The sequence below is a fragment of the Paenibacillus sp. 11B genome, from assembly GCF_030487755.1.
GTDB classification, from domain to species: Bacteria; Bacillota; Bacilli; order Paenibacillales; family Paenibacillaceae; genus Paenibacillus; species Paenibacillus vandeheii.
In genome coordinates this window covers 542095-564018 of record NZ_JAUKNS010000001.1, presented here as the reverse complement: position 1 = coordinate 564018, position 21924 = coordinate 542095, and the positions used below count along the sequence as shown (strand labels likewise).

The following is a 21924-nucleotide window of genomic DNA, read 5'->3' as shown; positions in this document are numbered from 1 at the left end:
ATTTAGACGTTCAACATGTGGTTTGTTAGCGATAAGGCATCATCGATTTTTTTGTTGCACATTGTAGAAAAATGTAATACCATGAACGCACATTAGTTAATATTGAAGTGAAAAGGCAAGGCCAGTGACCTCGTTGAAGGTACGGTTTGCCTTTTTCTGTATATTGGAGTGGATAAAGTGAAGATCGAGAAGGTGTTAAACAATAATGCTGTAGTTGCGATTAAAGACGAACGTGAGGTTATTGTCATTGGACGGGGCATTGCTTTTCAGAAGCGAGCTGGCGATGATGTGTCCGAGCAGCATATTGATAAGATATTTACTTTACAGAATGAAGATATCCAGGAAAATTTCAAGGCATTAATCGCGAGCATACCACTGGAATACATGAAAGTGTCTGAGGAGATTATTGCCTATGCCAAGCTGAAGCTGGGGAAAAAGCTCAACGAGAGCATCTATCTGCATCTGACAGATCATATTCATTTTGCCATTGAACGTTATCGTAACCATCTGCCTATCCGTAATGGATTGCTTTGGGAGACCAAGCAGCTTTACAAGGATGAATATGAGGTAGGGCTGGAAGCGCTGAATATGATTTGTGATCAGTTTGGTGTGCTTTTGCCGGAAGATGAGGCGGGTTTCATGGCACTTCATTTTGTAAATGCGGCACTAAACGAAGAGATGCCTAACATCCGAAGCATGACTCAAGTGATGCAGGAGATTTTGACGATTATTAAATATCATTTCAAAATGGACTTTGACGAGAACTCACTGAATTATTATCGATTTGTGACCCATCTGAAGTTTTTCGCCCAACGGCTGGTGAAAGGCAAGCATTACAAGAGCAACAACGACGATGAGTTATTTGAGATGATTCAGAAGAAGTATCCTGAAGCGCACAAGTGCTCGGAGAAAATTCGAAAATTCATTGAAAATAACTACACGTATCAACTGACTAACGAAGAAATGATGTACTTAACCATTCATATCGAACGCGTGGTACATGCCACATCAGAGTAACGATATTACAAAATAAAGATTCTTAAAAAAACGCTTGCAAAAGTTCAGAAGTTATTATATTATGAATTCATAAAGTAAGCGCATACATCAATCGGATTGTAACTGTTCAATCAGGCAATTCCGATACTTCCGACCACTCTGGGTCCGTAAAGATGGGTTGCAACTTACTTTAAGATGAAGTTGTTAGTGTAACAACTGAATATCGCTGTGTACAGCCTTACAGGGTTGCAACCGTTAAGGGCAAAACCTGAATTGCTGAATAACATGACTTATTTCCGAATTATCGGGAACGTTATGTATGTTCAGTAGTTCAGGTTTTCTTTGTTTCACAAGCATCGGGAGTCTACTTAGAGAGGGAGAATTACTATGAACTACGATCAACTGGCCAAAGACATCTTGTCTGGTGTAGGGGGAGCCAAAAACGTAAACAGTGTATTCCATTGCGTAACCAGATTGCGTTTCAAACTCAAAGATGAAAGCGTTGCTAAAACGGAGGAACTTAAAAATCTGCCAGGTGTTATTACCGTTATGCAGAGTGGTGGACAGTATCAGGTCGTTATCGGCAATGAAGTGCCGGATGTATATAAAGCAGTTGTTAAGGCAGGTAATCTGCCTGCTGAAGGACAGGTTGCAGAGGAACAGGAAGATTCGGGTAACAAGGGGAGTTTGTTCAGTCGTTTTATCGACATGATCTCTGGTGTATTCACACCTCTGCTCGGACTACTCGCTGCGACAGGGATGATCAAAGGTTTTACAGCGATGTTTATATCCTTTGGATGGATAACGAATACATCAGGAACGTACCATCTGTTGAATGCAACGGGTGACTGTCTGTTCTACTTCTTCCCGGTATTCCTTGGTTATACTGCGATTAAGAAATTTGGCGGATCACCGTTCCTGGGTATGGCGATTGGAGCTACGCTGGTTTATCCAACGCTATCCGGGTTATCTACGGGAGATCCACTGTACACCCTGTTCGCAGGTACATTGTTTGAATCACCCATTCACATTACGTTCCTGGGCATTCCTGTTATTCTGATGAACTATTCATCATCGGTTATTCCGATTATTATCGCTACATTCTTTGCTGTAAAAATAGAGAGATTCTTCAAAAACGTCATTCCTAAAGTGGTTAGTACGTTCCTGGTTCCATTCTTTACATTACTTGTTATTGTTCCAGCAACATTCCTTGTAATTGGTCCAATCTCTACTTGGGCAGGTCAATTGATCGGTGCAGGAGCAACAGGCATCTATGAATTAAGCCCGCTCGTTACAGGTTTGGTCATCGGTGGTTTGTGGCAAGTGTTTGTACTGTTCGGTCTCCACTGGGGATTGGTGCCGGTTATGCTTCTAAACCTGAGCACGTCTGGATCCGATCCGGTGGTAGCGATGTCGTTTGCCGCTTCCTTTGCTCAAATTGGTGCAGTATTGGCTGTCATGTTAAAAACGAAAAATGCCAAATTGAAATCGTTAAGTATTCCAGCCTTCATTTCAGGTATTTTCGGAGTCACCGAGCCAGCCATTTACGGCGTGACGCTTCCGCTGAAAAAACCGTTTATCATGAGCTGTATTGCAGGTGGTATTGGTGGAGCCATCTTAGGGTTCTTCGGGTCTAAAATGTACATGTTTGGTGGACTTGGCGTATTCGGGTATCCAACCTTTATCAACTCAGCCACTGGCGTTGATTCCGGATTCTACATGGCACTTGTGGCAACAGCGGTTGCGTTCATACTTGGTTTTGTTCTTACCTACATCGTTGGATTCAAGGACAAAGTAGAAGCAACGCCAGTGTCTGCTCCAGCACCTGTGCTTGATCCAAATCCGAACAACAGATTCGAAATTTTCAGCCCAATGGCTGGTGAAGTGGTTGAACTGAAAGAAATCAACGACGTTACATTTGCTGGCGAGCATATGGGTAAAGGGATCGCCATCCGCCCAACCAGCGGCAGAGTGGTATCCCCGATTAATGGAGTTGTGCAAACCGTGTATCGTACGAAACATGCCATTGGATTGGTCACGGATGATGGTGTTGAGATGCTGATTCATATCGGACAGGATACGGTACAACTGAAAGGCCAACATTTCAATGCTCATGTGAAAGACGGCGACCGTGTAAATGTAGGGGATCTGATTATGGAATTCGATCTGCAAGCCATCAAGGATGCCGGATATGAGACGGTTACACCCATTATTATTACGAATACGTCGAATTATCTGGATGTCGTGGGAACCAAAGATGCCGTTGTGAATGAAAAAGACAAATTGCTTACAGTGCTCAGTTAATTGAATGTTTTCAATACGAATAGGAGGAATAGCCGATGTTTGAAAAATTAACAGCCTTCCCGGAGAATTTTCTCTGGGGAGGAGCAACGGCAGCGAATCAGCTTGAGGGAGCATATCTTGAGGGTGGCAAAGGATTGACTACCGTTGACCTGATTCCAACAGGTGCCAATCGATTCCCTATTGCGATGGGAAAGCTGGATTCTTATGACCCGAAAGCGGGGGAGTTCTACCCTTCCCATGAAGCAATTGATTTTTACCATCGGTATAAAGAAGACATTGCCTTATTCGCGGAAATGGGATTTAAGTGTTTCAGAATGTCCATTGCCTGGGCACGGATATTCCCAAATGGTGATGATGTTGAGCCGAATGAGGCAGGATTGCAATTTTACGATGATGTCTTCGACGAATTATTAAAATACAATATTGAACCCGTGGTCACCATCTGTCATTTTGATGTTCCAGTGCATCTGGTCGAGACTTACGGCGGATGGAAAAACCGCAAGATGATTGGATTTTTCGAGACTTATGCAAAGACGCTGTTCAATCGTTACAAGGACAAAGTGAAGTATTGGATGACGTTTAATGAGATCAACATGCTGCTGCATCTACCATATATCGGCGCGGGTATTGTACTTCAGGAAGGCGAGAACAAAGACCAGGTTCTCTATCAGGCAGCCCATCATGAACTTGTGGCAAGTGCCCTTGTCGTTAAGGCTTGTCATGAAATAATCCCCGGTGCTCAGATCGGTTGTATGCTTGCTGCTGGGATGGTCTACCCTTACACATCCAACCCAGATGACGTATGGAAAGCGATGGAGCAGGATCGGGAGTCCTTCTTCTTCATCGATGTTCAGTCCAAGGGAGCTTATCCAGGTTATACCAAGCGTTTCTTCAGAGAACATGAGATCCTGATTGATATGCAGCCAGAAGATGAACATATTCTCTTGCAAAATACGGTCGACTACATCGGTTTCAGTTATTATGCCAGTCGCTGCACAAGCGCGGATCCAGAGATTTTAAAGGATTCGACGGAAGGCAATGTATTTGGCTCGGTGAAGAACCCTTATCTTCAAGCATCGGAGTGGGGATGGACGATTGATCCCAAAGGACTTCGGATTACATGTAACCAGCTGTATGATCGCTACGGTAAACCGTTGTTTATTGTGGAAAACGGACTTGGTGCTACGGATGTATTGCTGGACAATGACACCGTTGAAGATGACTACCGCATTGAATATCTGAATCGTCATTTTGCCGAGATGGCTGAAGCCATTCAGGATGGAGTTGAGCTTCTGGGCTACACCAGTTGGGGACCCATTGATCTGGTCAGCGCAGGTACCGGGGAGATGAAGAAACGGTACGGCTACATTTATGTAGACCGAAACAATGATGGGACGGGCACACTTCGCAGAGTGAAAAAGAAAAGTTTCCATTGGTACAAAGAGGTTATCGCCAATAATGGCGCGCAATATTTCTGATTTGAGGTGTTGCTGCTTTTGAATAGACAAAGAGCAGTCTCGTTGACACGGGATTGCTCTTTGCTTTTCAGGATGAATTTGACCCATGATGTGTGTGGTTTTTTAATTTTTTTGTTCGTGAACATAGAAGAGGCTTTGCTTAATCCAAACATCAACGGATGTAGATGCATTAGGGGACTTGCAGACTTTGATAGGCATTCAGTCGCCCATATGTCCAGTAGATCCCGGAGCCTGATACAGGTTCCGAAGCGAAGCATAATGCATCCCGAATCTGAGCATTCGTTTTGCCCTGTGCAGCCAGCAGAGCCGCTACTCCCGCTACATGGGGAGCAGCCATGGACGTTCCACTAAGATAAGCATAAGAGCCACCCAGGTATGTGGACAAGATGGAATCCCCTGGCGCAGCCATATCTACCCAGGATCCATAATTGGAGAAATTGGATTTGAGGTCGGAAGGATTGGTTGAAGCTACTGCAATGACGTTGGGATAAGACGCGGGCACGATCGGATACGAAGTATTATCATTACCTGCTGCTGCGATGATGACAGCGCCTCGATCCCATGCATACTGCACAGCAGCCTGAAGAAAGGCTTCTCCCGTAGGCCCGCCGAGACTCAGGTTAACGACTTGAATACCATTGTTGGCGGCGTAAACAAGTCCGTTTCCGACGTTGCCCGTTGTACCTTGTCCATTGTTATCGAGTACACGGAGCGGAACAATGGAAGCAAGCGGTGCAGCACCTGCAATGCCCACTCCATTGTTGGTAATGGAAGCGGCGATTCCGGCAACATGCGTGCCGTGCCCGTTACCATCTTCAGGGATATTGTCGTAATCAACATAATCATAACCAGGCAGGATCTTGCCAGCGAGCTCGGGGTGATTCAGTTGTACGCCTGTATCAATAATCGCGATTTTGACCGAACGGTTACTCTGGGAAATATCCCAGGCAGCGGGAGCATTGATTTTTTGCAGGTTATATTGGTATGGGAAAAAGGGGTCATTTGGCGAAAACGATGACTGAAGATAATAGTTGGGTTCAGCGTGTTCGATCAGCACATGATTCTTGTAATGCTTTAACATACGGTGCATTTTCTTTCTTGATTCGATGCGATACCATCCCAGACCTTCATACGTTTCGGCTACGCTGCATTTTGCTTTTTTATGCAAGGTGTTTATCTCGTCGGCTGTCGTACCTTCCTTGAACTTAATTAACAACTGCTTTGGCGCATGGGGATGAAACTTCTTGGTTGCGCGTTTATCTTCCACATAGCGATAGACAAACCCCAACGCAAGCAGGACTGCAGCAGAGATCCCTAGCGATAACCACATATGTTCTTCCCCCTCGAATTTGATTGATGACACGCCTTATAGTATGCGAACCCTATCAGATCGCGCGGGCTTTCTTCTATTTTGGTTAGTAGCTTAGATAGATTGATAGGGAAGGTTAAATTCGGTAAGATGAGAAGCAGAGGGCGAACATGCGTCTAAATGGGTTCGTAGATGGAGTTGTCATCAGACTCGAATATAACGAATAAGGAATGTGGTTTTTTTGGCACAGTTTCAGATAAAACCGAGAGTTATCGCTATTCAGGAGCACCTGATGAATGATGCAATTGATTTTGCCATGCGTGTACGCAGAGAAGTGTTTCCAATGATAGATCATGAGAGAATACCTACTGACTTGGAGCAATTCAGAGAACATTATCTGGATTCAGCCGATACGATCTTTCTTGTTGCCGTCATGGAAGACAATCGGATTGTGGGTTCCATTGGTATCCTGCCGTATGATGGGCGCATCGAAGCAATGGCAGGACGATACCCTTCGCAGTCTACGGCGGAAATTGTGAAATGCTATGTGGATTCAGAGTATCGCAGATATGGCATCGGTTCACTTCTCGTGAGAGAACTGGAGAAGGTGGTGGCAGAACTGCACTATACAACGTTGTATTTACATACGCATCGCTTCTTGCCTGGGGCCGTCGATTTCTGGAAACGTCAAGGGTATACGGTTATTGCTGAGCAGGACGATGACTGGCAAACCGTACACATGGACAAGTCAGTAGGCCAGTTATTTCAACTAATATAAGCCTCAGCAAGAGACTGCAAGATGGAATGACTTGAAGTGTATGCGGATTCCTTTGTGGGCTGACACAGAAACAATGCCTGTCGGCACTCGCGGAAATTATAATGAAGTAGAATAGCTGGATTTTAAATGGTTTGATATAACATAGACAAGCTACATGATGGGGGCAAACGCAGATGAGCACAACGAATCGAAAGATTGTTTTTATAGATATTGATGGCACACTGGTAGATGATGACGGCAACATTCCGGTGTCTGCACAACAGGCGTGCAAACAGGCGCGTGAAAATGGACATCTGCTCTATTTATGTACAGGACGATCGAAGGCCGAAATCTATGATTCTATTTGGGACGTAGGATTTGACGGTCTGATCGGTGCCGGTGGAGGATATGTTGAGTTTGGTCAGGATGTGTTATATCACAAAAGGGTAACAGCTGAAGACGTTCGGCATATGGTCGATTTTTTCAATGAACATCAGATCGACTTCTACCTGGAATCCAATTCGGCCTTGTACGCCAGCGCCAATCTTCAATCTCATCTGGAACGTCGCATCTATGGTGATGTGCATAATGATCCCCATGCCAGAGAGAAAAAAGAACAAAAGCCACATCCGTTTATTGCCGGGTTGACGTATGGCGAAGCGGATTTATACAAGGATGACGTAAACAAGGTTTGTTTTCTGGAAAGCTCTACGATTCCATTCGACCGGATCAAGCAGGAATTCGAAGGCAAATTCGAAGTCATTCAGTGCACCGTGCCCATCTTCGGTGAAGGCAGTGGCGAACTGATGATCCCGGGCATTCATAAAGCCATTGCTATTGCGGATTTGTTGGAGCATCTGGGTATGTCCCGTAAAGATACCCTCGCCATCGGGGATGGCATGAATGATGCCGAGATGCTGGAGTTTTGCAACGTAGGGATTGCGATGGGAAATGCCAAGCCAGGTCTCAAAGCCATTGCAGATGATATAACCGGAACAATTGAAGAGGATGGTTTGTACCACAGTTTTGTGAAATATGGATTGATTGAGTTCTGATTAACCTTAAACAGAGTGGAAGAGGTGGCATAGATGTCGGAAGGAATAAAAGTTGAGCTGGAAGTTAGTGCATTCGGTCAGGAAACCGTTCCATCGTACGACGATTCGTTTCGTAAGCATGAGATTGCAAGAACTCGTATTTTACCTAGAGAAACAACATTGGCACAGCTTGAAGAAATGGTAAAGGAAATGATGGCGGAGATTAAAGTGGACTTTCAACAACCAGAACAGTTGTTAGCCAAAGTAACCCTGAGAGCCAATGAAACAGACGGGATACTGAAATATTTGGGTTAAGGCAGCATCTGTTTCATGAACAATGTTTTAGGCTCAGGATCGTTCATAAACAACCCTTCTCCATGAGTTAAACATATGAGCATTTTGCATAAATCCAAAGAGCGTCTTTTAATCAACAATACCTAAATCGAATGATGCAAAATGCTGGAATAAGAACGTAACAGGCATCTCCACGACAGGAGATGTCTGTTTTCGTTAACCCTCCAATTTTTTTATCATTGCATAACTTAAAATGAAAGTTTATTATATTTTTGAAAACAAGGGATTATATGGCTGGAAAAGAAACTTGAATAAACGAAATATAAAGTTGAACAAATGGGGGATGCTGGATGAGTAATTTAGCTTTACTGTTTCCTGGACAAGGTTCTCAGATTGTTGGGATGGGTAAGAGTTTTTGGAACCATTTTGATGTAGCTAAGAATCGATTTGAAGAAGCCAGCGACGCTATTTCTTTCGATTTAAGAAAGTTGTGTTTTGAAGGCAGCATGAATGATTTGACACTGACTACGAATGCTCAACCTGCCCTCTTAACTGTTAGTGTTATTGCTTTTCAAGTTTATATGCAAGAAATAGGCGTGGAACCCACTTTGTTGGCAGGTCATAGTTTAGGAGAATACTCGGCTCTTGTATGTGCTGGTGTTCTTTCTTTTCATGACGCCATTAAGCTTGTGAGACAAAGAGGCATCATTATGAACAATGCAGATCCGCATCAGCAGGGTACTATGGTAGCTATTTCTCAGATTAAATTAGAATCACTTCAAAAAATATGTGAAGAAGTTTCAACACAAGAACACCCTGCATGTGTGGCTTGTATGAACTCTGACCAGCAATTTGTCATTTCAGGACATCGTCAATCCATACAACAAATAATAAAAATGACGGAATCCATGGGCACTAAACATTCTTATTTGAACGTAAGTGGTCCTTATCATTCTCCTATGATGCAAATTGCAGGGGATCAATTTAAAGCAGAATTAGATCAAAAACAATATAAACAAGCTAAATATCCTGTTATTTCCAATGTTACAGCAGCACCGTATCAGCCTGATCTACCCGTCGTTGATTACTTAAATAGGCAAATGACTATGCCTGTAAGATGGTTAGAGTCTATGCTGTATTTGCTTGAACATGGGATTACAGAAGTGATCGAATTGGGGTCTAAAAATGTATTAGCAAGTCTGATGAATAAAATAACTAACAGGATAGTTCCATATTCATTAAATCAACCTTCTGATCTAATCATGCTTACGAATACAAATGAAAGAAAAAATAAGTTGTTAAATATACGTAAACATATATTATCTGAATTGATGGTGACCTCACTCATTTCACGGAACTATAACAAAGATTCCATAGCTTATACCCAAACGGTAGAACCCTTATTTCTAAAATTACAAAGGGTAAAAGAACAAGTAGACAACCATGAATATGAACTTAGTGAAGAAGAAATAAATCATTCCATGCAGATCTGTCATTCAATTCTCTCTGCGAAACAAATTACAAAGAATAAAACTTCATTGATTAATGCAATCTAATGTAAATAATACCAATGCTGTTATTTTGAAAAGTTTGTAAAACGTTCCAGGCTACCTCTTAAAAAGGTAGCCTTTTTGTCGTTTAGACAGATTAGTTTATAGTTTGAATTTGATGGGTATCCTCATTTTTTGTCATAAATATGTAAAAAATGTATTATTTAATTGCTAAATATTTTGTATTTTTTACATTACTATACTTGTTATTACATATATTACTATGGTAAAATTTCCTTGGAAATATGTGTAATTAAAATAGGTAAGCGTGAATGAGATGATAGATTTGGAGGAGACATATGTATACAAATCAATTTCTAACGTTAGTAGATGTCATACAGGACAGAAGTAAGATTACGGACCACGGTATACTTTTTATTGATGCGGATAAAATCGAAACCTTTATATCGTACAGTCAATTATTTAATGAAGCACTAGGATATTTGGGTTATTTACAAGAAATAGGGATTAAACCAAAGCAAGAGATTATTTTTCAGATCCAAGAGAATAAACGATTTTTAGTGGCATTCTGGGCTTGTATTCTTGGTGGAATGATACCTGTACCTGTAAGTATTGGTGAAGATGAAGAACAAAACTTGAAAGTGTGCCGTATTTGGGATTTGCTAAACAACCCCGTCATGATTGCATCTGAGAAGGTGTTGGATAAAATGAAAAAGTTTGCTTTAGAACATGAATTACTGGATTTTCATCATCAATTAGAAGCTAAAACGGAAATTATACAAGATACAGTCTATGATTATACAGATGTAACCTGTTATGAGCCTAAACCAGAAGAGCTGGCATTTATTCAATTTTCCTCTGGATCAACAGGTGACCCGAAAGGGGTTATGCTCACGCATCGAAATTTAATTCACAACGCTAGTGCTGCTATAAATGGTACAAAAATCAGTTTAAGCGATAGCTTTCTCTCCTGGATGCCCCTTACCCACGATATGGGGTTAATTGGATTTCACCTCGTCCCCCTCGTGGCAGGTATTCATCAGTACCTGATTCCAACTGAATTATTTATTCGAAAACCGATTCTATGGATGAAAAAAGTAAATGAACACCAAGCAACCATACTCTCCTCTCCTAATTTTGGATATAAGTATTTTTTGAATTTCTTTCGCGAAGAAAAAGCTGAGGGGTGGAACCTGTCATGTGTAAGAGTCATCTATAATGGGGCCGAGCCTATATTACCCGAAGTGTGTCATGAGTTTTTAAATGTATTGTCAAAATACCAATTGAAGAACACGGCCATGTTTACTGTATATGGATTGGCTGAGGCCTCTGTTGCTGTTGCTTTTCCCCCTGAAGAAGAAGAATTTACTGCGGTGTACCTGCACCGGGATCATCTGAATTTCGGAGAGCATGTGATTGAATTAGACAAAAAAGATGAACACGTGGCGTCATTTGTCGCAGTTGGCAAGGCTGTGGATTATTGCCAGCTTAGAATCTGCGATGAGGAAAGGAACCTTCTTCCCGATTTTGTTATCGGCAAGATTCAAATCAAGGGGGATAACGTCACCCAAGGTTATTATAATAATCCACAAGAAACGAAGAAGTTATTGACGCATGATGGATGGGTGAACACAGGGGATCTCGGTTTTATCATGCAGGGCAATCTCGTTGTAACAGGGCGGGAAAAAGACATTATTTTCATCAATGGTAAAAATGTATACCCCCATGACATTGAACGTGTAGCGATTCAGCTGGATGACATCGAACTCGGAAGAGTTGCTGCTTGTGGTGTCTATGATCCGAATAGTGAAAGTGAAGAAATTGTTGTATTTGTAGTTTATAAAAAAAAGATTGAACACTTTCTGCCTCTCATTAAAGAAATAAAAAAACACTTATATGTACACGGAGGATGGAGTATCAAACAGGTACTGCCCATCAAAAAATTACCCAAAACAACAAGTGGCAAAATACAGCGATATCAGCTAGCCAAGCAATATGAAGCAGGTAAATTCTTAACAGAGTCCACATTTATTCATGAACGGATCATGAATGATAAAGCCAAAGAAACGGCTCCTGTCTCTGTTCGAGTTTTAGAAACAGAATTAATTTCATTATTTTCTGAAGTGCTGCTGGGGAAGAAGGTTGAACTTGAAGATAGTTACTTTGATATGGGGGCAACTTCATTAGAACTGGCTCAAATCGCTGAACGTATAGAACAAAAATATGGAGAAGAGCTTGCTGTTACTGACCTCTTTACATATCCCTCTATAACTGAATTAGCAAGATATTTGGCTAGAAGCCACGGCGAAACCATGCGCGAAAACCATATTATGAAAGAGGAGACATCAACAAAAGATGTTGCTGTTATCGGCATATCTTTGAACGTTCCGGGAGCATCGAATACGAATGAGTTTTGGAGCATTTTAGAAAAGGGCACGTATAACATTCATGATTATCCCGAAAGTCGGGTGAAAGACGCAGCTGATTATTTACAATCCATCCGAAGTAAGATGGATGAAACTCAATTTATCAAGGGTGGTTATTTTGATCAAATTGATCAATTCGATTATTCATTCTTTGGTCTAACACCGAAAACAGCACAATTTATGGACCCGAATCAAAGGCTATTCTTGCAAACCGCTTGGCATACGATTGAAGATGCAGGATATGCAGGCGAGGGCATCAATGGACGAAATGTAGGCGTATATGTGGGTTATTCGAAAGTTGGATATGACTATGAACGGCTTGTAACGGCTAATTACCCCGAAGAGCTCAAAAATTATATCATTGGAAATTTACCCTCTGTACTGTCGAGCAGAATCGCTTATTTTCTAAACCTGAAAGGTCCAGCGCTTACGATCGATACGGCTTGTTCTTCTTCACTCGTTGCTGTTCATATGGCATGTAAAGGGTTGCTCGCTGGAGATTGTGAAATGGCACTAGCCGGAGGCATCCGAACGGCATTATTACCGATAAGTATTGGATTGGATATGGAATCTCCTGACGGGCTAACAAAAACGTTTAGTGGAAATTCCGACGGTACCGGGTTTGGTGAAGGTGTTGGAGCTGTCCTGTTGAAACCATTGCAGCAAGCCATTAACGATGGCGATCATATCTATGGTGTGATTAAAGGGAGTGCGATTAATCAAGATGGCAGGACTGTGGGAATCACTGCACCTAATCCTGAGTCACAGACCAATGTGATTGAACAGGCATGGAAAGACGCAGGGATTTCTCCTGAAACGCTGCATTTTATTGAAGCACATGGCACAGGGACGAAATTAGGTGATCCCGTTGAGTTCAATGCGCTCCGTAAAGCTTTTGAGAAATATACAGATCGGAAGCAATTTTGTGCAATCGGTTCTGCCAAAACAAACATTGGGCATTGTTTCGAAGCAGCGGGAATAGCTGGATTAATCAAATCGCTCCTCATGTTTCAACATAAGAAAATCCCACCATTGGTGCACTTTGACAAACCTAATCCGTTGGTTAAATTTGAAGCTTCACCTTTTTATGTCAATCAAGAAGCAATGGCTTTTGGTGAAGAAGACAAGCCTTTACGCTGCGGGGTTAGTTCTTTCGGTTTCAGCGGGACGAATGCGCATGTGGTGCTCGAAGAATTTGTCCCTTTGCAGATCGAACATCCAAAAACTGCTCAAGAGCCTAATCTATTTGTCCTATCTGCTGTCAATGAACGAGCACTTGATGACCTGATTAAAAGTTATCATCAATATATAGACGATCACCGTGATGTTTCCATTCAACAAATTTGTTATACAGCGAGTACAGGAAGAGCTAATTTGGATTATCGGTTGGCCATCATTATAACCAGTACACAAGAACTAAGCCAAAAATTAAAACAAATCGCACGTGGAGAGGGTAAGCTGACCGATGTTTATTTTGGCTATGGAAAAAAAGACAAAACGCTTATCTCCGATCGTCTATATGATCAGGTAAAGGTAGAATCATTAAATCAATTCGGTGAGTTGTTTACCCAAGGGGCAGTGATTGATTGGGAGAAATTTTATGGACATGAGTTTATACCAAAAATTCCATTGCCGTTATACCCGTTTGAACAGAAGAGGTGTTGGATTGAAGTCAAGCATCCGATACCAACTGGGTACATTTCAGAGAGGAATGAGGTTCATATGGAGAGGTATACAAATGATATTGAATTAAAAATTAAAACAAGCATAAGTCGTGCTTCTGGATTGAAATTGGATGAGTTAGATATGCATGCTCATTTTCTCCAAATGGGGTTGGATTCCATCATTCTTGTGCAAATTCAGAAAGAAATTTTGGACATGTTCAGTTTGAATATCCCTATGGAGATGTTTTTTGATAACCTTACGAATATTAATCATCTGGTCCAATACGTGTCTGAGAATACGAAGGACAGCGTCGTGATTGAAAATATAATTGATAAACCTGATCAGGAACACAATGGAAATCATGCATTTGCAAGCAATACGGGCACGTTACAATCTTCCGCCAATATTTCAGAGCAAATCAAGATTTCGGCCATTCAGCTGATGGAATCACAATTAAAGAGCCTTAATTTACTGTTAGGTGAATCAATTGATACCGTTCCACCATCTCAAATCGAAGGTAAACATGATGAACTCAAAGAGTTCAAAGTAGTCAAAGAACTTAAAGCAATCAAACCAGTGACGGAATCAAAGGATGCCAAACCATTCATACCGTATCAATCATTGAAAATTCATGAAGAGAGTGGATTTACACATCTTCAGAACCAGTATTTGGAACAATTTATTGCAAAGTACACAGCAAGAACCAAAGGCTCGAAGTTAAAAACAGATCAAACTCGTTTGGTTCATGCGAATAATCGTAATGTATCCGGATTCCGTTCTTATTGGAAAGAACTTGTGTATCCCATTATTTCGGTACGTGCGGATGGCACCAAGTTATGGGATATGGATGGGAACGAGTATATGGATCTGACTATGGGATTTGGTGTAAATCTATTCGGTCATCATCCACCGTTTATCCAAAATGTAATGGCAGACAGCATTCAGGAACAGCTACCTCCACTAGGTCCGATGTCAGATCTGGCAGGCGACGTCGCAGAAAAAATCTGTGAGCTGACAGGAGTAGAGCGTGTCGCATTTTATAATTCAGGAACAGAGGCAGTCATGGTCGCGCTGCGCTTGGCGAGAGCGGTTACGGGCCGTTCCAAAGTCGTATTGTTTTCAGGATCATACCACGGAACGCATGACGGTGTGCTGGGTGTAGCGAACCCTGAGAATGCCTTATCGTCTGCTCTTCCCATGGCTCCAGGTATTGTAAATAGCTATATGGATGATTTGATTATTCTTAATTATAACCATCCACAAACACTCGATATCATTCAAAGTCTCGGTGATGAGTTGGCGGCTGTGCTCGTAGAACCAGTGCAAAGTCGAAGACCGGATATGCAGCCAAGACAATTTTTACAGGAGCTACGAGAGATTACGAAACGATTTGGAACTGCTCTTATTTTCGATGAGGTCATCACTGGATTCAGAATTGGTTTGGGTGGGGCGCAAGAATGGTTTGGCGTTCAAGCAGATCTGGTTACGTATGGGAAAGTGATCGGCGGCGGGATGCCGCTTGGCATCGTCGCAGGCCAAGCGGAATTCATGAATGCAGTGGATGGGGGAATCTGGAATTATGGCGATCAGTCCTATCCGGAGGCTGCGGATAAGAAAACATTTGTCGGCGGAACATTTTGTACACACCCGCTTACGATGAGGGTAACGTTAACGGTTCTGGATTATCTTCAATCCCAGGGAGAAGGCTTATATAAGGAATTAAACGAAAAAACAGATTATCTGGTAAACGAGTTAAATGAGTTTTTCAAAACCTCCAATGTGCCAATACAAATGGTAAACTACGGATCGTTGTTTAGATTTATTTCTTTTGGCGATTTGGAGTTGTTTTTCTACCATTTAATTCATAAAGGTTTATATATTTGGGAAGGTCGAAACTGTTTTATATCGACCGTTCATACCCTGGATGACATGAATACCATTGTTAGAATCGCGAAGGAAACGGTGCATGAACTTCGCGAATTTGGATTTATTCCGGGTGACTTGCCTGTTCGGGAATATCAACTTTCGTTGGATCAAAAGCATCTGTTATTAACTTCACTGCATGGTGAAGTTGCGAATGCTGCATTAAATCAAAGCGTTATTTTAAACATGACAGGCTACGTAGAACCCTCAGTACTGAATGAGGCCGTGAATCAGATCGCTCAGAGACATGATGCTTTGAGAACGGTTATTCATGTAGATCGTGAAACACAACAAATTAGACCTGCAATCGAATTTCAATGCACATGTGTTGATCTCTCAGAGCATATTCACGAGAATCAAGAACTGGAAGTCTCCAATTGGTTATCTAATGATGCGAGTGAAGCATTCGATCTAAAATCTGGGGAGCCTTTATTTAGAATCACTTTGCTTAAAAAGGCAACGAATCAATATCTTATGGTGCTTACATTCCATCATATTATTGCAGACGGTTGGTCGATTGCTGTATTCATTCAAGAGTTGGAACAAACCTATTCCGCTCTTGTTCGAGGAGGACAAGTTTCATTACCTGAGGCTACTCCATTTCATGAATATTTAACATGGCAAGAGCTTGAATATCAAAAAGGTTCATTTACCCAAGGAATTCAGTTTTGGAAAGAGCAATTTTCCTTATCATTTCCCACAATAATGTTACCAACGGCGCAGTCCGGGGACACTCAGAAAGGATATTCAGGTGCAAGATATTCCATGAAGCTGGACCGTTCATTAGCAGAATCACTGCGAACGCTGAGTATGAATAATAAGAGTAGCTTGTTTGTAACCATGTTTGCAGCATTTCATGTATATCTGCATCAACTCACGGGTCAGTCTCAACTTGTGATCGGCGTCCCTACGGCGGGCCAGTCCCATATGAATAAACATGCACTGATTGGAAATTGCGTTAATATTGTACCTGTTTACAATACCTTGCACATGGAGCAATCCATTATAGACAATATGCTTCATATCAAAGAAACGTTAGCTCGGGTAATGAAATACCAGCATGTTCCCTTGTCAATTGTATCAGAGCACCTTTCCAACATGACAGCGCCGGATACCCGCATTTTATTTAATATGGATAGAACGATCCATCATCTTCAATTTGAACATATCGAGACTGAATTTATGTCGTATCCCATTAAACATATTCCTTATGATTTATTCCTTAATATTACCGATGTTAGCCGTGAATTGTACCTGGATTTTGATTATAATACTGACCTCATTGGACATGAGATGATGAAATTATGGTCAGAAGGGTTTATGGGTCTGCTGCAACATATGACTAGTCATCCAGAGACTGAAATTGCGTCTTTGACATTATTTTCATCGGAACAACAAGATCAATTACATGGAATGTACAGTCGTCTGGCCTATGAGCGCGTTCTTGGCGGTAAACATTCAGCCGTGTTCGAAGATCCGGCCAATGATACGGAGAGACAGCTGGCGTTGATCTGGAAGGAAGTATTATCCGTGGATCAGGTGGGGAGAAATGATCATTTCTTTGATCTCGGGGGGAACTCGCTAAAGGCGACGTTGATGCTTTCAAAGGTGCATGAGCAGTTCCAACATAGAATTTCGATTGTTCAATTTTTTGAGAATCAACATCTGAAGGAGCTTTCCAGTCTGATTTCAGGCGAGCAAGAGGATACGTTCATGCCGATTCCAGCTTTGGAAATTAAAGAATTCTATGAAACATCCGCTGCACAACAGCGAATCTATTTTCTGGATCAATTTGAGCCGAATAGCGTTTTTCAAAACATGTGCGGCCACATCACGGTCACGGGAAATATAGATGAAACTCAAATGATGTCATCATTGGAAAAAATGGTGCAACGTCATGAAGCATTTCGCACCAGTTTTCATCTCATTGAAGGAGAATTGTACCAAAAGATTGCCCCTTCGGTTGATTTTGAAGTGAAAAAGTCTCAAAAAAGTTCGGCTCAATTTGAACAAGATGTGAAGACGTTTGCCAAACCCTTTGACTTATCCATGGCACCATTAATCCGGGCTGAATTCATTCAAGTCGATCATGATCATGCAGAAATACTCATCGAGATGCATCATATTGTATCCGATGGTTACTCTGTCGGTATCCTTGCCAATCAACTTCTGGATGATTATGACGGAAAAAATACGCCGACGATTGAAGTTGAATACAAAGACTTTGCAGCTTGGCAGAAAGAATGGATGGCGGGAGAAGCCTATAAACAGCAAGAAAAGTATTGGCTGGAGCAATTCCAAGGGGAGCTACCAAACCTTAATCTGCCTACTGATTTTGTTCGAACCCCTCATTTAACTTCGGCAGGGTCAAGAGTGTCATTCGTTCTGGATCAACATTTGAAGCATTCGCTGGAACAGTTGGCTAAACAAACTGAAACCACTTTGTTTATGTTACTATTGGCCGCTTATAATGTGCTGCTTCATCATTATTCGGGTCAAGAAGATCTGATTGTAGGTACGCCAACTTCAGGAAGAAACCATCCTGATGTCGAAAACATGATAGGTGTCTTTATTCAGACGGTAGCCATTAGATCACAGCCGGCAGGCAATAAATCGTTTCGATCCTATCTCGAAGAAATTAAAAAACTATCCCTGGATGCATTGGATCATCAGGACTATCTTTTTGACAATCTCGTAGAGAAGTTAAACATGCATCGGCATACAACAGGGACAGCGCTATTCAATACGATGTTTATCTTTTTGAATACAGAATTGAATGCAAGACAAAAAACGGATTACACGTTTAAAGTGAGAGAATTAAATGTGGGCATATCGTTGTACGATCTTATGTTTATTGTTGAAGATGACAGCGAATGCCTGGAAATGCACTTTAATTATAAAACGGAACTATTCGAATGGGACACCATCGACAGGATGAAAACGCATTTGCTCCACATTCTCAGAGACATTGTGAACGAACCGGATGTTCACTTGTCAGACATTCAGATGATGTCTGAACGTGAGCAGAATCTTGTTTTACATGAATTTAACGACACAACGATAGATTATTCACGCGATAAGACCATCCATGAATTATTTGAAGCGCAGGCGGAACGAATACCAGATCAATTAGCTGTTGGGTATGGGGATCAGCGATGGACGTATCGTCAACTGAATGAACGGGCGAATCAGCTGGCGCGTAAATTAAGAGCTGAAGGGGTACAAGCGGAGCAAGCAGTAGGTATCGTGACCGATCGTTCCATTGATATGATCGTTGGCATCTTTGGAATTTTAAAAGCGGGAGGGGCATATGTACCCATTGATCCGGATTCTCCGGAAGAGCGTATCCGGTATATCCTGCATGATTCAGGAGCAACGGTGGTAGTCACCCAAAGGCATCTTCAGCATGTTGTATCTTTCCATGGCACAACGATTAATTTGAATGATGAATCAACCTACGCAGCGAATCTGTCGAATCTGGAGTCAGCAGGAGATTCCAAGCAGTTAGCTTATGTGATCTATACTTCGGGTACAACTGGAAAGCCAAAAGGCGTGATGATCGAGCACCGTCAGGTGCATCACTTAGTCAAAGCATTGTATAGCCAGGTTATTGAGAATCAGCATCAACATTTGCATATGGCTTTACTTGCGCCTTACTATTTCGATGCATCGGTCAAGCAAATTTTTGGCGCACTACTATCCGGGCATTCCTTATTTATAGTGAACAAGGAAACGATACTGGATGGACAAAATTTGATGAATTACTATCAACAACACCAAATTGATGTAACAGACGGTACGCCCGCACATTTGAAGTTACTATTAAAAGCCAAACATGTTCACGGGATATCATTAAAATACATGCTGATTGGTGGAGAGGCACTCTCTCAGCAAAGTGTGGTTGATTTAACATCCTTATTTTCGTTCTACCACATTACGCCACCAACTATTATCAATGTATACGGTCCAACAGAATGCTGTGTGGATGCTGCTACTTACCGTGTAACTCCAGAGCAGCTTGTTATCGGAAATAACCGGGCTTACGTACCGATTGGTCGAACATTAGGAAATAATCGGCTGTATGTGTTAGACCAACAGGAAAAAGTACAGCCTGTTGGCATCGTAGGAGAATTATGTATTGCCGGCGATGGGGTAGGCAGAGGCTACTTGAATTTACCTGAGCTGACCGCAGAAAAATTTGTGAGAGATCCGTTTGTCTATGGAGAAAAAATGTACAAGACGGGCGATCTGGTAAAGTGGCTTCCGGATGGCAATATCGAGTATTTAGGACGAATGGATCACCAAATCAAAATTCGCGGATATCGGATCGAAGTAGGGGAAGTCGAAGCAGCACTGTTAACTATAGAGAGTGTGGAAGAGGTCATCGTCATTGCACAAGAAGACAATCATGGGGACCCATCTTTGTGTGCTTACTTCACAGCGGTTAATACGCTTACGGTTAGAGATTTGAAAGAAAGTCTTTCTGCTATTTTACCGAGTTACATGGTCCCAGCCTACTTTATACAGTTAGATCAGATGCCACTGACATCAAACGGGAAAATGAATCGCAGGTTGCTTCCGCTTCCGGAAGAAAATATACAAACGGGAAGCGAATATGTAGAACCCCGAACATCGATGGAGAAACAGTTGTTGCCTATTTGGCAAGACGTGCTTGCCGTGAAAAAAATCAGTATAAAAGATAATTTCTTTGATGTAGGAGGTAACTCTTTACGAGCGACAAAACTGGTGTCCGCAATCAATCATAAACTTAATGTCAGTATGTCGGTAAGAAACGTCTTTGAATGGCAAACGATTGAACAGATGGCTCCGTTCATTGGAAATATGGAGCGAAGTGTATTGATTACCATTCCCAAAGCGGAGGAGAAAGAATATTATCCCCTTTCTTCGGCGCAAATGAGAATGTACATTATGAGCATCAAAGGCGGTAAGGAACTCACTTACAATATGTCAGGCATCTTTATGATAGAAGGATCGCTTGATCGTATGAGGTTAACAGAAGCCTTTCAACACTTGATTCGTCGTCATGAATCTCTTCGGACGGCATTTAAAATGATACACGGAGAGCCTAAACAAATGATATATCCTGAAGTGAATTTTGGAATGGAATGGTTCGTATCCTCGGACGAAGATATCGAAGACCAAATTCTACAGTTTGTTCGCCCATTCGATCTGGGTCAAGCCCCTCTGATGAGAGTGGGTCTTATTGAACTCCAGCAGGAGCGTCATGTATTGCTTGTAGATCTGCACCATATTATTGCAGACGGGTTATCCATCAACATTCTAATGACCGAGCTTAGCCAATTGTACAAGGGAGATGAGTTTTCCCCCCTTCGAATCCAGTACAAGGATTACGCGGAATGGCAGCAAACTCAACTTCAAAGTGACGAGATGAAAAAGCAGGAGAAGTACTGGCTTGATGTCTTTAGTGGAGAGATCCCCCTTCTGGATCTGCCTACAGATTATGAGAGACCTGAAATCCTGAGCAATGAGGGAGATTTATTCGAAATTGCAATGGAAGAAGAACTCTTTACAGATTTTAGAAAGATGGAAGTTCTGACAGGAACGACGCTTTACATGATTATACTTGCAGCCTATACCATTTTATTATCCAAATACAGCGGCCAAGAAGATATCATCGTTGGGACGCCGATCGCAGGAAGGACCCATGCGGAATTGGAGCCGGTTATGGGGATGTTTGTGAACACACTTGCGATTAGAAACTATCCTGAGGGAGAAAAAACATTTACAGAGTACCTGCTTGAAGTGAAAGAACATATGTTAAGCGCTTATGAGAATCAGGATTACCCGTTTGAGGAATTGATCGAGAGAGTTCATATAACCAAAGATGTCCGCCGAAATCCGTTGTTTGACACCATGTTTGTATTGCAAAATACCGAGGCATCAGAGATTCAAATGGAGGGCGCAACCTGTAAACCTTATGCTCAAAATAATAAAGTATCCAAATTCGATTTAACCTTATATGCCACCATTTTGGAAAATGGACTGGAAGCCGCTTTTGAATACAGCACAACATTATTTGAGAAAACAACGATTGAAGCGATGTCCAAAAATTTATTATTAATATTAACAGCCATTTGCCAAAATCCTCATATTGAAATCAGCAAAATAAAATTGGTTGAAGAATTAATGAATCGGGATACGTTAGCAGATTTGATTGAAGTGGATTTTTTCTAATATATACCTAC

General features: G+C 41.8%; 9 protein-coding genes. 8 read left to right on the top strand and 1 reads right to left on the bottom strand.

The annotated features are described in order from the left end of the window. Positions 1-177 precede the first annotated feature (177 nt). From licT to Q0V21_RS02400, 3 genes are all read left to right on the top strand, one after another. The gene (licT, locus tag Q0V21_RS02410; protein WP_024630513.1) at positions 178-1017 is read left to right on the top strand and encodes a BglG family transcription antiterminator LicT; all 840 of its coding nucleotides are present in this window, start codon (positions 178-180) and stop codon (positions 1015-1017) included. A gap of 366 nt (positions 1018-1383) precedes the next feature. Next, entirely contained in the window at positions 1384-3300 is a 1917-nt protein-coding gene (locus Q0V21_RS02405; protein ID WP_079349298.1) for a beta-glucoside-specific PTS transporter subunit IIABC, read from the top strand. 35 nt (positions 3301-3335) lie between these two features. Further along, positions 3336-4778 (top strand): 6-phospho-beta-glucosidase, encoded by a 1443-nt coding sequence (locus Q0V21_RS02400; RefSeq protein WP_079349297.1) that lies wholly within the window; start codon positions 3336-3338, stop codon positions 4776-4778. Positions 4779-4947: 169 nt separating this feature from the next. Here the strand turns inward: Q0V21_RS02400 and Q0V21_RS02395 are convergent, their stop codons facing one another. After that, positions 4948-6108, bottom strand: a complete 1161-nt coding sequence (locus tag Q0V21_RS02395) for a S8 family peptidase (protein WP_301877407.1) — start codon at positions 6106-6108, stop codon at positions 4948-4950. 271 nt (positions 6109-6379) lie between these two features. On the opposite strand from Q0V21_RS02395, the gene Q0V21_RS02390 reads away from it, so the two are divergent. From Q0V21_RS02390 to Q0V21_RS02370, 5 genes are all read left to right on the top strand, one after another. Beyond that, entirely contained in the window at positions 6380-6865 is a 486-nt protein-coding gene (locus Q0V21_RS02390; RefSeq protein ID WP_301877404.1) for a GNAT family N-acetyltransferase, read from the top strand. A gap of 173 nt (positions 6866-7038) precedes the next feature. Beyond that, a complete protein-coding gene (locus tag Q0V21_RS02385; protein WP_079349294.1) occupies positions 7039-7899 on the top strand; it encodes a Cof-type HAD-IIB family hydrolase in 861 nt (286 codons plus the stop codon). Positions 7900-7932: 33 nt separating this feature from the next. After that, positions 7933-8193 carry a hypothetical protein gene (locus Q0V21_RS02380; protein ID WP_079349293.1) on the top strand — a complete coding sequence of 87 codons (261 nt, stop codon included), beginning with the start codon at positions 7933-7935 and terminating at the stop codon, positions 8191-8193. 329 nt (positions 8194-8522) lie between these two features. Next, positions 8523-9728, top strand: coding sequence for an ACP S-malonyltransferase (gene fabD / locus Q0V21_RS02375; RefSeq protein WP_301877402.1), 1206 nt, complete (start codon positions 8523-8525; stop codon positions 9726-9728). 293 nt (positions 9729-10021) lie between these two features. After that, entirely contained in the window at positions 10022-21913 is an 11892-nt protein-coding gene (locus Q0V21_RS02370; protein WP_301877401.1) for a non-ribosomal peptide synthetase, read from the top strand. The last annotated feature ends 11 nt before the right edge of the window (positions 21914-21924 follow it).

Bases quoted from the DNA above. Each gene is read 5' to 3' on its own strand.
- Q0V21_RS02405 (WP_079349298.1), top strand. From the start codon at position 1,384: ATGAACTACGATCAACTGGCCAAAGACATCTTGTCTGGTGTAGGGGGA.
- Q0V21_RS02400 (WP_079349297.1), top strand. From the start codon at position 3,336: ATGTTTGAAAAATTAACAGCCTTCCCGGAGAATTTTCTCTGGGGAGGA.
- Q0V21_RS02395 (WP_301877407.1), bottom strand. From the start codon at position 6,108: ATGTGGTTATCGCTAGGGATCTCTGCTGCAGTCCTGCTTGCGTTGGGG.
- Q0V21_RS02390 (WP_301877404.1), top strand. From the start codon at position 6,380: ATGAATGATGCAATTGATTTTGCCATGCGTGTACGCAGAGAAGTGTTT.
- Q0V21_RS02385 (WP_079349294.1), top strand. From the start codon at position 7,039: ATGAGCACAACGAATCGAAAGATTGTTTTTATAGATATTGATGGCACA.
- Q0V21_RS02380 (WP_079349293.1), top strand. From the start codon at position 7,933: ATGTCGGAAGGAATAAAAGTTGAGCTGGAAGTTAGTGCATTCGGTCAG.
- fabD (WP_301877402.1), top strand. From the start codon at position 8,523: ATGAGTAATTTAGCTTTACTGTTTCCTGGACAAGGTTCTCAGATTGTT.
- Q0V21_RS02370 (WP_301877401.1), top strand. From the start codon at position 10,022: ATGTATACAAATCAATTTCTAACGTTAGTAGATGTCATACAGGACAGA.